The organism is Halalkalibacter flavus, assembly GCF_036663575.1.
In the GTDB taxonomy this organism is placed as follows: Bacteria; Bacillota; Bacilli; order Bacillales; family Bacillaceae_D; genus Halalkalibacter; species Halalkalibacter flavus.
The window spans coordinates 19,317-35,080 of the sequence record NZ_JAWRVK010000045.1 but is presented as its reverse complement, the minus strand read 5'-3'; the positions used below and the strand labels follow the sequence as shown (position 1 = coordinate 35,080).

The 15,764-nt window shown below is 37.2% G+C and carries 19 protein-coding genes; 6 read left to right on the top strand and 13 right to left on the bottom strand.

What is annotated here, in order from left to right; translation table 11 throughout:
• Positions 1-86 precede the first annotated feature (86 nt).
• Together SAY88_RS21035 and SAY88_RS21030 are read left to right on the top strand one after the other, a co-directional pair.
• On the top strand, positions 87-1,280 hold the full coding sequence (locus tag SAY88_RS21035) for a YncE family protein (RefSeq protein WP_332634107.1): 1,194 nt from the start codon (positions 87-89) through the stop codon (positions 1,278-1,280).
• 151 nt (positions 1,281-1,431) lie between these two features.
• On the top strand, positions 1,432-1,677 hold the full coding sequence (locus tag SAY88_RS21030; RefSeq protein WP_332634106.1) for a DNA alkylation repair protein: 246 nt from the start codon (positions 1,432-1,434) through the stop codon (positions 1,675-1,677).
• A 25-nt stretch (positions 1,678-1,702) separates the two neighbouring features.
• Here SAY88_RS21030 and SAY88_RS21025 read toward each other — a convergent pair whose 3' ends face one another.
• Positions 1,703-2,866: an alpha/beta hydrolase gene (locus SAY88_RS21025; RefSeq protein ID WP_332634105.1), complete on the bottom strand. Its 1,164-nt coding sequence runs from the start codon at positions 2,864-2,866 to the stop codon at positions 1,703-1,705.
• 205 nt (positions 2,867-3,071) lie between these two features.
• Complete coding sequence (msrA, locus tag SAY88_RS21020) at positions 3,072-3,602, bottom strand: peptide-methionine (S)-S-oxide reductase MsrA (RefSeq protein WP_332634104.1); 531 nt, start codon at positions 3,600-3,602, stop codon at positions 3,072-3,074.
• A 252-nt stretch (positions 3,603-3,854) separates the two neighbouring features.
• Here msrA and SAY88_RS21015 point away from each other — a divergent pair, with 252 nt between their 5' ends.
• Positions 3,855-4,118, top strand: a complete 264-nt coding sequence (locus SAY88_RS21015; protein ID WP_332634102.1) for a YuzF family protein — start codon at positions 3,855-3,857, stop codon at positions 4,116-4,118.
• Positions 4,119-4,265: 147 nt separating this feature from the next.
• Here the strand turns inward: SAY88_RS21015 and SAY88_RS21010 are convergent, their stop codons facing one another.
• From SAY88_RS21010 to SAY88_RS20995, 4 genes are all read right to left on the bottom strand, one after another.
• The gene (locus SAY88_RS21010; RefSeq protein WP_250096312.1) at positions 4,266-4,565 is read right to left on the bottom strand and encodes a HesB/YadR/YfhF family protein; all 300 of its coding nucleotides are present in this window, start codon (positions 4,563-4,565) and stop codon (positions 4,266-4,268) included.
• 733 nt (positions 4,566-5,298) lie between these two features.
• Positions 5,299-6,030 carry a SurA N-terminal domain-containing protein gene (locus SAY88_RS21005; protein ID WP_332634099.1) on the bottom strand — a complete coding sequence of 244 codons (732 nt, stop codon included), beginning with the start codon at positions 6,028-6,030 and terminating at the stop codon, positions 5,299-5,301.
• 290 nt (positions 6,031-6,320) lie between these two features.
• Entirely contained in the window at positions 6,321-6,605 is a 285-nt protein-coding gene (locus SAY88_RS25820; RefSeq protein ID WP_431308901.1) for an iron-sulfur cluster assembly accessory protein, read from the bottom strand.
• A gap of 56 nt (positions 6,606-6,661) precedes the next feature.
• Complete coding sequence (locus SAY88_RS20995; protein WP_332634096.1) at positions 6,662-7,597, bottom strand: dipeptidase; 936 nt, start codon at positions 7,595-7,597, stop codon at positions 6,662-6,664.
• Between the two features lie 90 nt (positions 7,598-7,687).
• Between SAY88_RS20995 and SAY88_RS20990 the strand changes: the two genes are divergently transcribed.
• Positions 7,688-8,122 (top strand): Hsp20/alpha crystallin family protein, encoded by a 435-nt coding sequence (locus SAY88_RS20990; RefSeq protein ID WP_332634094.1) that lies wholly within the window; start codon positions 7,688-7,690, stop codon positions 8,120-8,122.
• A 15-nt stretch (positions 8,123-8,137) separates the two neighbouring features.
• On the top strand, positions 8,138-8,521 hold the full coding sequence (locus SAY88_RS20985) for a YppG family protein (RefSeq protein WP_332634093.1): 384 nt from the start codon (positions 8,138-8,140) through the stop codon (positions 8,519-8,521).
• A gap of 1 nt (position 8,522) precedes the next feature.
• On the opposite strand, the gene SAY88_RS20980 is transcribed toward SAY88_RS20985, so the two are convergent.
• From SAY88_RS20980 to metA, 4 genes are all read right to left on the bottom strand, one after another.
• Entirely contained in the window at positions 8,523-8,726 is a 204-nt protein-coding gene (locus SAY88_RS20980) for a hypothetical protein (protein WP_332634092.1), read from the bottom strand.
• 144 nt (positions 8,727-8,870) lie between these two features.
• Positions 8,871-10,037: an MFS transporter gene (locus SAY88_RS20975; RefSeq protein ID WP_332634091.1), complete on the bottom strand. Its 1,167-nt coding sequence runs from the start codon at positions 10,035-10,037 to the stop codon at positions 8,871-8,873.
• Positions 10,038-10,149: 112 nt separating this feature from the next.
• Positions 10,150-11,367, bottom strand: a complete 1,218-nt coding sequence (locus SAY88_RS20970) for an EAL domain-containing protein (RefSeq protein ID WP_332634090.1) — start codon at positions 11,365-11,367, stop codon at positions 10,150-10,152.
• Positions 11,368-11,607: 240 nt separating this feature from the next.
• Complete coding sequence (gene metA / locus SAY88_RS20965) at positions 11,608-12,519, bottom strand: homoserine O-acetyltransferase MetA (RefSeq protein WP_332634089.1); 912 nt, start codon at positions 12,517-12,519, stop codon at positions 11,608-11,610.
• A gap of 181 nt (positions 12,520-12,700) precedes the next feature.
• On the opposite strand from metA, the gene SAY88_RS20960 reads away from it, so the two are divergent.
• Positions 12,701-13,360: a reverse transcriptase-like protein gene (locus tag SAY88_RS20960; protein ID WP_332634088.1), complete on the top strand. Its 660-nt coding sequence runs from the start codon at positions 12,701-12,703 to the stop codon at positions 13,358-13,360.
• A 104-nt stretch (positions 13,361-13,464) separates the two neighbouring features.
• On the opposite strand, the gene SAY88_RS20955 is transcribed toward SAY88_RS20960, so the two are convergent.
• The 3 genes from SAY88_RS20955 to nadE all read right to left on the bottom strand — a co-directional run bounded on the left by SAY88_RS20955 (position 13,465) and on the right by nadE (position 15,740).
• Positions 13,465-14,328 carry a PHP domain-containing protein gene (locus tag SAY88_RS20955; protein WP_332634087.1) on the bottom strand — a complete coding sequence of 288 codons (864 nt, stop codon included), beginning with the start codon at positions 14,326-14,328 and terminating at the stop codon, positions 13,465-13,467.
• Between the two features lie 3 nt (positions 14,329-14,331).
• Positions 14,332-14,826 (bottom strand): DUF4352 domain-containing protein, encoded by a 495-nt coding sequence (locus tag SAY88_RS20950; protein WP_332634086.1) that lies wholly within the window; start codon positions 14,824-14,826, stop codon positions 14,332-14,334.
• An 83-nt stretch (positions 14,827-14,909) separates the two neighbouring features.
• The gene (nadE, locus tag SAY88_RS20945; protein ID WP_332634085.1) at positions 14,910-15,740 is read right to left on the bottom strand and encodes an NAD(+) synthase; all 831 of its coding nucleotides are present in this window, start codon (positions 15,738-15,740) and stop codon (positions 14,910-14,912) included.
• Positions 15,741-15,764 lie beyond the last annotated feature (24 nt).

The window sequence follows — 15,764 nt, the reverse complement described above, 5'->3', positions numbered from 1 at the left end:
ATTCATTTAAAGGGTTCTTGTTAATCCGGATCAACTGGAAATCTCTAAATGAGAGCTCTTAAAGATATAATACGAGGGGGGATATTATGAATAAGAACAAAGTTTTATTCTGCTTTATGCTAGCAATGATCCTGCTCATTGTTACAGCATGTGGTGAGGCTTCTTCAACTGATGAACAGCCTGAAGAAACTGCAACGGAAGAATCAACTGAGGGTACAGAAGTTGATTCGAACGGTGACGAAGAAGAAGTTACTGAAGAAGCAACTTCTTCTACTTATGAAGTTTGGGTAGCAGACCAAGGAACAAACGAAATACATATAATTGATAGTGCTACCCATGAAATCATTGAAACAATCGATTTTAATGATGTTGGTGATAAACCGCATATGTTGGTATTCGATGATGAAGGCGATTATGCCTATGTAGCAAATATGGGATCAGGAACTGTTTCTGTTATTCGAGCAGAAGACCGTGAAGTCCTAACTACTCTTGAAACTGGTGAAGGAGCTCATGCTGCAATTCCTAGCCCTGATGGAGAACGTGTCTTGGTAGCAAATGTACCAGCTCGCTCACTTTCAGATATCTCAGTAGATAAAGAAAATGAAGAATTTGTAGTAGAAAGAGAATTAGATTTAAGTGCTGTTGAAGCTCTACAGAATGAAGAGGAGTTTCCTAATCAGAATCCAATTTGCTTGGCATTCACAGCTGATGGTAAGAAAGCTTATGTTACTCTTGGCGGCGGCGGATTAGTCGTAGTTGATGTTGATGAGTTAGACGTTATTCAATCGTTTGGCAAATCGCAAGTAGGAGCTCATGGTTGTGGAACAATCCTTTCACCCGATGGTAAGTATATGTTCGCTAACTCCGGTTCAACAGAACTTGCTGAATACTATGTTTTTGACACAGAAACGGATGAATTAATATTCACTGGAGAAACTGGCGGAATTGACGCTCATGGAGTTCGTATTACCAAAGACGGAAAACACCTTTGGATGGTTAATCGAATCACTGACGACGCTGCAATAATTGATGTTGAGACATTTGAAGTAGTTGATACAGTCAACTTTGTTGGAGATGCTCCAGATTTAGTAACATTCTCTCCTGATGGTTTATTATTTTATGTAACACTCCGTGGACCTGAGCCAGCTACAGGAACACATGATATGGCCGGTGAGACACCTGGGGTTTCCATTATTGATGTTGAAACAAAAACAAAAATTGACCTTATTGAATTAACCGGTGATCCACACGGAATTGACTTACGTATATTAAATAAATAACGAAAAGTATGGGCTGTATTAAAAGCCAGTATTGGGTTATGCCAAAATCATTTCTTTTGCTTTTGGCATAACCCCTTTTACTTTGTTTCCTAAACTTACCTCTCCTTTCACTTAGTTATTTGGAAAGACTAACCGTAAAGGAGGGAAAGTTATGACTAATCCATATTTATGCCCAAACTGCAAAACAAATCGTTCGCGCTTTAATTTAATTCAACAAGTTGCGACACCTGTAAAAATGGACGCAAAGAGTGGCGATATTATTGAACAATATGATAACAATAATGCAGGACCATTGCACATGACTTACCGCGGTCCTGAATTACGGGTTCAATGTGCGACCTGTGGTTTGATTGAGGAAGAAAGAATGTTTGTAAAAAGAGCACAACAACAACAATAGGAGCCAACTTGTGGCTCCTATTACTTTAATCAAATATTGATAACGCTTGCTTTCCTAATAGAAAGCTTCCTATCGCGTAAGCTTCTGCTTGGTCTCTCACCTTCATCGATCTCGTTGTTGTTCCCTCATAAACATATAGTTGAAACGGTTTATATGTCGGCTCCTCTTCAAATGCTGTTCGTAAAAATCTCGACGTTTGATTAAGACCATGATTGCCACGATACATCACTTCATAGAAAGATATGAATCCGTGCATCACACCATTATAACGAATTGTTTGTACTGGAACACCATGCTCTGCAAGGCGCTTCGCATAAGCTTCCCCTTCATCACGAAGAGGATCAAATTCTGCCGTAATGACTATAGCAGGTGGTAAATTGTAGAGATCTTCTGCATCTAACGGTGAAGTGTAAGCATGAATCCATAAAGACTCATCTGGTGTATACGTATCACGTGCCCGTAGCATCACACTTCTAGAAAGCAAGTAATATCCACTATCATAAGTCGTTCTAGAGTCAAATTCAATGTCTTGAAAAGTGGTTAGTGGATAGAGAAGAGCTTGTGCTTTTATGTCAGGTCCATTCCGGTCTCTTGCCATAAGGGAAACAACCGTTGCAATGTTTCCTCCTGCACTATCACCAGCTACGGCAATGTTTGCAGGGTCACCACCAAGTTCTTCTGCATATTGATGTGCCCATACAAGAGCATCGTAGCTATCCTCTATAGCTGTAGGGAAAGGATACTTAGGCGCTACACGATAACCTACAGCAATGACAATGCTATTCGTTCTCGATGCTAGCGCACGAACAATATTATCATGGGTATGAATACTCCCGTATCCTTCCATAAAGGCGCCACCGTGGTAATACATGATAATAGGATGAGGACCTTCTTCAATTGGCCGATACATCTTGCCTTCGACTGTTGTTCCATCAGTAACTGGAATCTCGATCATTTCATTCGTAAATCTAGGTGTCCCGCTACTAGATAGAAACCTTGGTGCTCTCATATCTGGTGTAACAAGGTTATGATGAACAGCATGAAGCAAAACAGCTGTTTTTGGAGGTACTTTTCCTGCTTCTGTATGTGACCAATAATGAACAAAAAGGATAACAAAAAGGGAGCTAACTACAAACCCTAGTGACGCGACCATCATCCATATGCCTAATTTCTCAATTACTATTTTCACAGCGTCACCCCCTAAAAATCAGACTATTTCTATACTTTTATTATATCAGAAAAAGGTTTTTACGATAAGACATTATCACAATTTTTTATATATTTTTACATATTTTACGTAAGTTTTTTTAGAATGTGATAATTAAGCTTGTTTTCAGTTTGTCATAAAAAATTAACCAGATAGTAAGCATCTGGTTAATTTTTTTATGGAAGCGTTACTCCCAGTGCGATTTGATAAATTCATTACGACCTGATTTTCTCCGATCTTCTTTATATTCATTTGGGCTTTTTTTATAAAAATATTGATGCTTCTCTTCTGCAGCATAAAAAGTCGAAGCTTCTAAAATCTCTGTTACAATAGGTTTTGCAAAACGTTTACTATTCTCCATTTCTTCTTTTGAATTTATGGCCTTTTCCTTTTGACTTTGATTATGATAAAAGATAGCCGTCCGGTATTGCGGTCCTCGATCATGAAATTGACCATCAGGGTCAGTAGGATCTATTTGTGGCCAATAAAGAGATAGCAATTTCTCGTAGGAGAAGCGTTTCGAATCATATGTAATTTGAACCACTTCGTAGTGTCCACTCTGTCCAGATTTGACTTGTTCATATGTAGGTTGGTCAACATGGCCTCCCATAAATCCTGATTCCACTTTTATGATACCAGGTAATTCATCAAATGGTTGTACCATGCACCAAAAGCAGCCCCCTGCAAATGTTGCCTTCTCATACGTTAATTCACTCATACTATTCCCCTTCTTTTTTATTATTATTGGTAATTTTATTATTCAATTGGTGCTTTTTCTTTTCTTTAGCTTCAGCTACTACACAGGTAAGCTATTCGCAATATATAGCTCCTTTCTGTACTTTTTCCTTCCTTTTTGAATTGCATTCGGTAGATTCAATTTAATCTTTCATTATTAGGCAGAAGACTAAACAATGTGCGGGCACCTGCATAGGATAACAGTGGATTTTAAAGTTAAAGGAGGACATTTTTCATGCATTATCAAAACGTTACCCCTCAGTCTACAGAGAATAACCGTCCACAAATGGTAGCAGGTGTAGATCCTTTCATGATTCAAACGTTCCAATCTCTATTACGTACGAATGTCGTTATTCAAACAACAGAAGGACTTGTTCGCGGAGTTGTGGCTGATGTAAAGGCAGACCATGTTGTCATTGATGTGAAAAATTGCCCATTTTTTGTTCGGATCCAGCAAATTGTATGGGTAAAGCCTTCTATTTATAGGGACGAAGAATAATCATTAACACAATGAAGCCAATACTATATAGTCAAACTACTAGAGCAGTTATTGTATGCATATACAATAAGGTGTCCAAAAAGGTCATGTGGACCTTTTGGACACCTTCAAAATCAATGGACATGCTATCCTCTTTTATATGTGAGTTTATTCTTGTACCTCATATACAAAGTCGATCTCTTCATTCTTCCGGCTATATTTCACCTTCAAATCATGACCTTTAAAATACCAAAGATCCTCTTCCTCAATAAAAAAGGTGATTCCATCAACTTCTTCTTTTGCACCAATGACAGAAGGTGTTTCTTGATTGATCCCTAATGAAAACCCACTTTGAATGGACCCACACCCTCCATACCTTGCAAAAAACCGTACATATTCCCCTTCACCTTTTAAATTAAGCTCTTCTTTAAACCATTGCAATGCCGGTTTTGTAATTTGAATATTCATTTACGTCACTCCCTATTTACACACCATACTTCTTCTTACACATCATATCAATATATTTCATGCCTTGTCTACGAAAGACCTCTTTAGCTATTTACCTTCATAAAAAAAAGTTTCTCTCTGTCAACTTTTTTATAAGTGTGCATAATATATAATAAAAGGAGGAATGAAAATGAGTATAACGAAACGCACATTGTATTATGCTCATTTGTTTAATAAAATGGGTCTGCTTACAGAAGAACAGAGAAAGCAGTTGGAGAAATCCTTACAAAAAAAACAAGGGGGCTAGCCCCGTAGCAATGTGCAGAGTCGCTGCATCTTTTAAAAACCCCGTACTCTTAGGAAGAGTTGCGAACGGCCTTTGCCATTTCTGTTCTTGGCTTCCTGAGACGGTTTCCCTTATTTCTAATTACGTTCCACTAATTCATCTAATCTTTCTACGAGCTAAACAATTTCCGGCTTACTAATTTGGGTATTCTTCCTATTTGGAACATAACTATCTCCAACTCATTTGTACCACTTTCTAATAAAATACCTTGCTTATTATTATGAATCATTGAATACAACCCCCATATACCCACTTCTCCTACGAGAACCAAGACTAATTACCTATAGTTTATAAGAAGAACCGTCTTGTCGCAAGATAAATTTAGTATGAAATCCTTACAATAAGAAAAAGACTCGAACGATAGCCAATTAAAATCGGCTGCTTCATTCGAGTCTTTTGTTTTGGGGTCTACACGTTAACAGTTACGTCACTTTCTTCTCTTAAATTAGAAAGAAGCTTTTCCATTTGCAACTGTTGTTCAATTTCTCCACGCACCTCATCTAAACTTGGAAGTTCTGCTTCTTCTGTTTCCGGCATAGCTGCAATAGCTTCATCATAGAAGGCTTGAATCTCTTCTTCAGAAACTTCAATTTCTGCAACCTTTTGCTCTACGTACTTATTGCTCTTTACGTTTTCAGCAACATCAGAACGAAGCTCTTCCATATCGACACCCTGTGCTTCTAATAGTTCTTGGAGCTGTTCCTCAGATTCAAGTCCAAACTGTGCCATCAAGTCTGTTACACCCATGTCAATTTCTTCTTCTGTTGCTTCAATTCCTTCCTCATTTGCAGCATGAGTAACTAGAATAGAGTTAATAATTCTATCTAGCACTTGATCTTTCACTTGGTCTAAATAGGCAGCGCCTTCCTCACTGTCAACATCAATTCCTTGCATAGCAAGTTGCATCGCTTCTTGCTCTAACGTAGAGACATAAATCTCTCTGTCTACCTCTTCCCCATTTACAATTGCAATTACATCAGGGATGTCCGATGTATCAATAAATGAATCCATTTCTTGTTCGCCTTCAGCTGGCTCTTCAGAAGCAACTGGCTCCTCTGGTGCAGCTTCCTCATCTCCTCCACAGGCAGCTAGTCCAAATGCTAGTGCACAAATACCAATTCCTCTTACAAATTTTTTCAATTCAATCAAACTCCTTCCTCATCTCGAAAACCTTTGGTTATTGTAACATAAAAATAATTCAATTTCAGTGTGAGCACTTCTAATTACCTATTGTCATCAACAAAATCGAAGGCAATTATGAGAACTTATGAAATAGATAAGCACATTCACACTTGTTAGAACAAGGTCCGTCTATTACATCACCATGTTATTTGAAAAACTATGTAAAAAAACTATACCTAAAGACCGACCTAAAAAACGAACTGTATGTGCACTAAAAGAAGAGGGCCCGTGCGGCACCTCTCCCATCATTAACAACAATCTTGGCCGCCGCCAAGCATAACAAGACCAGCTCCACTTTCTGATTCTTGATAGTCAAGAGTCAAGTCTGCTACTTGTTGTACTATGTCTTTTTCAAAAGCTACATTTATTCCATTGATCACTTCTTGTTGATCCGATTCTGCTGGTTCATCCAGAGCCAGCCCTAATTTAGGGCCTCCTCAACCCATGCCAGCAAAAACAACACGAACTGTATTTAATCCATGTTCATTCATTGTTTCTACAAGAAAATCCTTTGCTCGATCTGTAATTTTCACCTTTGTTTCACCTCATTTCTACTTAAGATTAAGTATACTAAAAGCTTGTAAGAAAATCATACAATTCGAGTTATTAATTGCTCAAAGTTACCTCTTACAAATTTTTGAACTTGAGAAGCCGAATAATGTTTTATTAATTCCTCTATTAAGTTTCCATATACCCCGCTATGCTCTAATTCGATTACTTTGTTACTAATTCCGTCAAAATCAGAGCCAAACCCAATATAATTTTCTGCACCCAGACTGCACATATGATCTACATGCAGCAAAAGGTCCTTAATTGTTGCATGTTCATTGCTAGTTACAAATTCTGGACAAAACACGAGACCAATGTATCCTTGTTTATGTACGAGTGCTTGAATTTGTTCATCATATAAATTTCTTGGATGATCACAAATATAACGAGCATTAGAATGAGAGGCAACCGGATATTTTGCTAAATCCATCACATCCCAAAAGCCATTAATACTTAAATGAGAAACATCGGTCAGCACTTTGTTTGCATTATTCAAACATACAAGTTCTTTCCCCAAAGTAGAGAGACCTGCTCCACGAGGTTCACCTACACCATCAGCACAAAGATTCGCTTGATTCCATGTTAATCCTACTGATAGAACACCTAATTGATATAGGATAGAAAGCTTTGTTAAGTCGTCACCAATTGCATCTACACCTTCGAGTGTCAAGATTGCTCCAATTTCATCTTCTTTTAATGAGAATAAATCTGACCATTCTTTGATATGACGTATACTAGAACTAGATTTCAAAACCTTTTCATAAAAGATTTCTATTTGCTCCATTACAACCTGGAACTTCTGATCTTGTTTAATAAACGGCTCAACAAATATAGCATATAGTTGAACATGGACATTGCCTGCTTTTAGCCTTTCGACATTTGCATCAATATCAACATCAGTCAAGTAATTGCGCTCTGGACGCTCCCACAATTTTAACAACGCGTCACAATGAGTATCAATAATTCTTATTCTCATGTAATCCCTCCTTTAATTATTCTGCCTGCACCATTACTTTTTTCTCTCATATATATATACTAATAATTGCTTAAGAAGGGGTGACAAAAGATGTCAGATCAACAACCTTGGTCAAAAAAGCTTCCTCAAAACTACCAAGATATTTTAAAGACTATAGATGGCTTTTTTCAAAATACGATGCAGCACATTAATGATAATCCGTTATTTTTACCACCTATACCTACCACTGTTTTCGAATCGAATGATTCTTTAATCATTGAAGCTGAACTTCCTGGTGTTAGCAAAAGTCAAATTAACCTAGATATTTACCGCCAAGCAGTCAGAATTCAGGTCACACAGGACGAACGCTCTGAATATACTGATGATAAAAGTGGAATAACAGAGCGAGTCAACCAAACACAAACGAGACAGCGAGTCATTCCTGTGCCTTTTTTCATTAATGAACAAGAGGTTAAAGCCACTTATAAAAATGGTCTATTACAAATCATTATTCCTAACAAACGTAAACAAATACCAATTGAATAAGGAGGTTGATTAGGAATGTTTCAACCTAATCAAAATCATCAGCGTCCAATGGGGCAAAGGCCACCACAATTTCACAATCCATCACAATATCAACAGCCATTCTCTCCGTTTGGCCAACAGCCATTTCATCACCATCCACCACATCAGATGAATGGATTTATACAACCAATGCAGCAAGGTCCGGGCCGACCGAGACCACCGTTTCCACCTGGTATGGGAATGGGCAAACACCCTGGCTATAAACCAAATAAGCCGTCTTTCTTCAAATCAGCATTTACGAATGAAAGCGGGAACTTTGATATGGGCAAAACGGTAAGCACCGTTGACCAAGTTGTCAAAACAGTTCATCAAGCTTCACCTATAGTCAAGACAATTGGAAGCCTCTTTGCTAAGAAATGAGTTACAACGTTTTTAGTTGCAAAGCATAAGCTAGCGTTTGATTAGCATTAATCATTTTAAGTCCTTGCGAAGGGACGTAATCGATTTTTACAAATGCTCCAATTTCTTCAATTGTTTTGTCATCGTATACAAAAGTGAATCCTTCTATCTCCTTTTGTGAATCAGTAAGCCTCGACTCATCCAGAGTGAGGTCGTACGCAACCATCGTACTTCACTCAAACGTATCATAGGCTCTAACACGAATGGCTTTTTCATGAACATCCGTATTATTAAAAAAATCAATTGCGCGTTCCGTTAGAATAATATTCAAACTAACTCATCCTTTCATTTTTTATTATGAGGTGTCTTATTAAAAAGACACCTCTTTTGAATGATTGGAACTTGCTTTTTTTTGAAAAATAACAAGACCGAACGAACCAATAAAAGCACTCCCTGCACCAATTAAATAAAGTGTCGTTATTGAAGTGGCTTCAATAACGAAACCTCCAAACAAAGAACCAATAATTCCCGCAAGTCCAAAGATAACGGTAATAAAGAGGACATGACCTGTTGCTAGCAAATGTTCTGGTATTAATTTATTTATGATTTGAAACGCAGCAATATAAAATACGGCAAACGTTAATCCATGGGACAATTGGATTGGGAGAATCCACCATGGGTTTTCAACGAATGCCATCAATATCCAACGTGTACCGTAAAGAACACCTGCAAGAATGACAAACGTTAATGGAGACCATTTTCTATACCAATAAGCAGTTGTAGCAAATATTAGTGCTTCAGCTGTGACACCGACAAACCATGCCCAGCCAATCATAGCTTCAGGTCCGCCAAGTTCTACTATATAAAGTCCAAGATAAATGTCGTTCGCTCGATGTGACACAGAGATGAAAAATGCTAATAGCAAGAACAAAAAGAGCGAAGGATTTGTTGTTAATTTTACAGCATCTAATACGGTTACAGGTTTATTTGTTCCTGGCACATCTTTAATAGAGAAAGCTACAGCTAATGCAGTTAAAGCCATGAATAACATTGGTAACATTATTTTTTCGACACCTATCCATGTTAACACATAGCCAACAACAAGCGAAGTAATCGCAAATCCTAACGACCCCCATAACCGAATTCGTCCAAAGCTAACTTTTTTCTGAACCGATGTCTTTTGAGCAAGGGAATCACCCAATGCAGTAGTTGGTGATACAAAGAAAAACAAGATAAACATCATGACTAAATATCCTGCATACGTGTTCACAAACATAAACGTAATCGCAGTTACACTTAGCCCAATTAAGGCAATTAATATCATCTTCTTAATACTCTTATACTTATCACTTAAATATCCCCACATAGGTTGTGCAATAATCGTTGCACATGGGCCTATTGCCATTAGTAAACCAACCTGTGAACCTGTAAGCCCTTGCGATTTAAAGAATACTGGGATATAGCCATTAATAATTGTAATCGTTGAGTGAGCAAAAAAGAGATAAGCCATTAAACGGTAAACCGAACGGTGATTCATACGCGCCCTCCTAAACAATGATACACCTATAGTTTCATAGAATTCATATGATGATCATTGACAATAATAAAGTCTGACCTAGTTGTGAATTCCAACTAAATCAGACTAACTCTTAAAGTAATCCTTCTTGTTCAAATAAATACGTATATGGAATATCTAGAAATAAAAATAAGTTATCAGTAATCGGATATGAGTATGTACGAATTCTCTCATCACGCTCAATATCCGTATATAGATCTGATAAAAAGCCTCTTTTTTCAATATTCATCCGAACAATATTTTCAAGAAAGTAAGGTCGCCAGCTCCAGTTTTTAAAACGCCCTTCTTCAATTAAAACCCACTTGTTTTCATTATTTTTTTCTGCATTAGACGACTGTTGGAACCCTTCTGCATCACACACATAAATACGGAATGCATAGCGATCACAATCATTTGCCACTTTCGTGATCATTTCATCATACGTATCATCGGGACTGATGGTTTTCATCGTCTGTTTCAATTGCATCGTTAACTCATTTGTTAAAGTAAACTGTGATTGCATCTTTTTGCGTTCATAAACAATAAAATGTTGAAATTCCTTTTGCATTTTCTCTCTGCAACAATCAGGTTCAATAAATGTAGCGTTTGGTGATCTCAAATAGTATCCTTGATAATAACGACCACCATTGCGCCATGAATAATTGAGTTGATTAAAATTCGAAATTCCCTCAAAGAGCAACGTTGCACCTATTTTTCTAGAAAGCATGGAAAGCGATTGATGAACTTCAGAATACAAATGAGGGAATTCTTCATCTTCCATAAATGCCACATCGACCTTAATAATGTTCGGTTTTAACATAGCAATTAGATCCAAGTTGCTGCCATTATGACCGACGTCATCGAGAGCAAGCCTAAATCCAAAACTTTGAATATAATAAAAAAAATGCTTATTGTCATAGAAATACTCAGCAACGTCATCTTCTTTTAACTCCAAGACAATTTGCTCAAGTTTCAAGCCTTTTTGTTGATAGCCTTCCAAACATTTAATAAACGTCTCACCATTGTCTTTTAATAGTAATGACGTATCATAATTAAGAAACAAATATGATTTCTGATCTGTTGTAATAAATTGATCAAGGGCTAGCCTTTGGATGTGATCATCTAATTCTAATCGATATTCATCTGGAATATTCTTGTCTTGAAAAAACCATCCTAAACTTTTATCGCCTTCATTTGTTTGAAGTCTTGCTAAGACCTCATACCCCACTACAAGTTGTTTATCAGCACTAAAGATTGGCTGATAATAAGGAATTACCCGTTCTTTATTCATCATAATATCTAAAGGATCCATTCCACACACCTCCACTCAAAAGACATGTTCCTTTTGAAGTACAGCCTTTCGTTTCCTAACCTAGTATATATACCCGTTCATATTAGCAAATTTATTATATCATAGCTTAGATATATAAGTGAGAATAGACAACCAATAAAAATTAATAAGAGTTTTTGACTTATCCGTTTTCACTCTAAGTAAGAAAGGGGATGTCTCAAAAGGTCTGTTTTGACCTTTTGAGACACCCCCTTCTGTGAACTATTTTCCTAAGTCATATGGAGTTTCTTGGTACACGTAATAGTTTAACCAATTTGAGAAAAGCAAATTGGAATGAGCCCGCCAACGTAAACGAGGAGGTTTTTGGTCATTATCATTTGGGAAGTAATTATAAGGCATGTCGATATTTAACCCTTTTTCCTTATCCCTCTCATATTCATTTTGTAAGGTACAGACATCATATTCAGAATGGCCGGTTACAAAAATTTGCTTCCCATTTTTTGAAGCAACAATATAAACACCTGCTTCATCAGACATGCTCAAAATTTCGAGATCTTTTACTTGTTTAATGTCTTCCATACGAACTTCGGTATGCCTTGAATGGGGTGCTAAATATTCATCATCAAACCCACGTAGCAATTTAACATTTTGCTTCTCAATAGAATGGTAAAATACTCCGAACTTCTTTGCTTCTAGTGGATACTTATTTACCCCATAATGATGATAAAGACCAGCCAACGCCCCCCAACAAATATGTAGGGTTGAGGTGACATTGTCAACACTCCAATTCATAATTTCTTGCAGCTCTTCCCAATAATCAACGACTTCAAAATCTAACATTTCAATAGGAGCGCCCGTTATGATCATACCGTCAAACTTCTTCGTTTTTATCTCATCAAATGTTTTATAAAATTCATAGAGGTGCTCGTGTGACGTATTTTTTGAAACATGCGTAGACGGATAAAGAAAAGAAACTTCCACTTGCAAAGGACTGTTCCCAAGTAAGCGTAACAATTGAGTTTCAGTTGTTTCTTTAATTGGCATTAAATTAAGTATAACAATTTTTAATGGACGAATATCCTGTGAGTACGCACGACTCTCATCCATCACAAAAATATTTTCTGCATTTAAGATTTCTTTTGCAGGTAAATGATCAGGGATTTTAATTGGCATAATGCATGAACTCCTTTTTCGAATGCGTATACTAATTGTATATAAAAACATGGTTTTTATTGTTCATATTCATGATAAAATCATAGAACCATGTGAAATAACGTAACATTTCGATAATTTAACTTATCATGAAAAAAGAAATTCTGCAATTATCTAACTCTACTTAAATGAGGTGAATTTCATGAAAATTCGATTAGAATGGTATTACTCACCTGCAAAAACAAAACAGTCTTTTATTATGAAGTCTGACTGGATGACTGCTGCATCTGCCTTAATGGTAAGCGATGATCTAGAAAAAACAGGTCGCTTAAAAAGCATTGAGTATTTAGATGATCATGATACAACTTGGACGAAAAAAGATTTAACGAAATTCTTGAAGCAACTTGAGACAGAACCTCATGATGTTCATGCATACATTGATGGTGGGTTCGACGTTAACACTCGAGATGCTGGAATCGGTCTCGCCATATACTATAAACAAAATAATAAAAACTGGCGAGTGAGGTTCAATGATACATTTGAACTTCTAGAAGATAACAACGAAGCTGAGTATGCAGCTCTTTATCGATTACTCAGACAGTTAGAAGAGATGGATGTTCATCACCAAACAGTTAAAATTCATTCCGATTCCATGATTGTTGTGAACCAAGCATCCGGTGAATGGCCTTGCTATGAAGAACATTATAGTAAATGGTTAGACCGAATTGAAGAACTATCATCAAAGATTGGATTAACGTTAGAATATGAGTTGATTGATAGAGCTTTAAATAAAGAAGCAGATCAACTGGCTACTCAAGCACTTCAAGGGACAAAAATTGAGAGCGTCATTGAAAAAGTATAATCCATTACACCTTAGAAAAAGGGGGTGTCTCAAAAGGTTTGTTTTTGACCTTTGAGACACCCCCCCGCATCTGTTTCGGACTTTTTGGAAAGCCCCTTGTTTGATCATTTATTAATTTTGTTTCTTTGTAATAGAATTTCAGCAAAGTGATTGTCTAGTCTTGTTAAACCTAATGGTTCTGGAACCCTTCCATAGTCTTCATGATGGAAGTCAGAACCACCTGTTCGTAGTAGTGTTATTCCTAGTTGTTTATCAATTTCATCACAAAGCTTCTCGTAACGTTTTACAGCATCTTTGTCATGATCACGATGATACACCTCAATTCCGTCTAACCCCCAGTTTCTGACCCAGTCGATCAAATCGTGATCAACTCCATAATAGTCAGGGTGTGCGACAACAGCGACTCCTCCAGTTCGATGAATCCAATCAATCGCCTCTTGAACTGTCATTTCTTGTGATTTCTCAACGTAACATGGTTTCCCCTCTGCTAAATAACGTTCAAAAGCCTCAGCAACGTCTGAAACATATCCAGCTGCTATTAACGCTTTTGCAACATGCGGCCTACCTATACTGCCTCCATCAACATGCTTTAACACATCCTGCGCTTGAATATGTAAACCAACAGCCTCTAAACGTTGAATGATCGTATCAAGCCGTTCCCTTCGCAGCTGCTTCTGATTAGCGAGTAATGCTCGTAAATTTTGATCATTCCAATCGAATTGATATCCTAAAATATGGACACTTTTCCCTTTGTACTTTGTTGAGAATTCAATACCTGGAATGACTTGTAGCCCAAGATCATTCCCTACTCTAATTGCTTCATCAATGCCCTCAACACTATCATGATCCGTTAATGAAATAATTTCTAAATCAGCCTTTTTACATTTCTCCATTAATTCGGCTGGTGTATATCCTCCATCTGATGCTGTTGAATGCATATGTAGGTCACTATTTTTTGGTCCATTCATTTTTTACTCATCCTTATTAACATTTACTTGCCACGTAACTTGTCCTGTTCGCAAATGATCTGTATAAACAAGCTCATACTCTTCTGCCTTTGGAACTAGAAATGCCACTTCTCCTCGGTTTGTTCTTCCAGGATGTAATTGTCCGCCAAGTATTCCCTTTGTTTCAACCTGTGTAGTTACACCATGTGCAAAATTCTCTTCATCAACTAATGTTATTTTAAACGTTGAAAATTCATAAACCGTCTCTCTGTTATTGATTAATTCTAAATCTATAATAACGTAGTGGCTATCTAACTGCGATGATTCTTCTGTACGAATGTCATTTAACGTTATTTCTACTCCATTCACTTCACGGGCAGCTTCTTCACCGTTTGACTCTTGAACGATTGTTTGAGCTTGAGATGCCTCTGTGTCAAAGTCTAAAAAACTATATACTCCAACAAGAAACACTAAACACGCACATAATCCAAATAACAATACAACTTTCCTTTTCATCATTCTCTCTCCTTAACCGATTATCCTAAAACCAATAATTGAGGACACTCGAATTAAGGTTATGTTCGACAATGATTAATTATGACTTATGACTTCCACCAAGAATCGTAAATTGTAACAGGGAGCTGACGTTTATGCTCCGTCTTCTCGTAACGGGATTCAATCTTTGAGGCAATGTCTTGTTCTACTTCTCTGTTTTCCAAGTAATCATCTAAATTTTCATATGTCATTCCTAATGCTACCTCATCAGGTAAACCAGGCTTATTATCTTCTAAATCAGCTGTCGGAGCTTTTTTGTATAAATGTTCAGGGGCTCCTAGTTCCATAAGCAAAGCTTTTCCTTGCCTTTTTGTTAGCCCAAATAATGGTGCGATATCACACGCGCCATCGCCGTGCTTTGTGAAGAATCCAGTAATTGCCTCAGCAGCGTGGTCTGTTCCAATAACTAGACAGCCGTAATGGGCTGCTAAATCATACTGTGCCTTCATACGCTCACGGGCTTTCGTGTTTCCTTTGTTAAAGTCTGAAAGCTGTTCTCCATCTGTAGCAGCCTTAAATGCTTCTACAGATGCATCCACAGCAGCCTTTATATTTACCGTAATCGCCTTTGTTGGTTCAATAAATCTAATGGCATCTTGTGCATCTTGCTCATCCTGTTGTTCACCATATGGAAGTCTAACAGCATAGAACGAATATGTTTTATCTGGATGTTCGTCATTAAGCTCATTAATCGCTGTTTGGGCTAACTTCCCAGCCAACGTAGAATCTTGTCCTCCAGAAATTCCGAGTACGTATCCATTTGCTCCAGTATGTAATAAATAACTTTTTAAGAAATCTACTCTTGTACGGATTTGTTCTTTTGGATCAATCGATGACTTTGTTTGTAAATCACTAATAATTGTCTGTTGCGTTACCATATCATATCCCCCTATCAACTTATA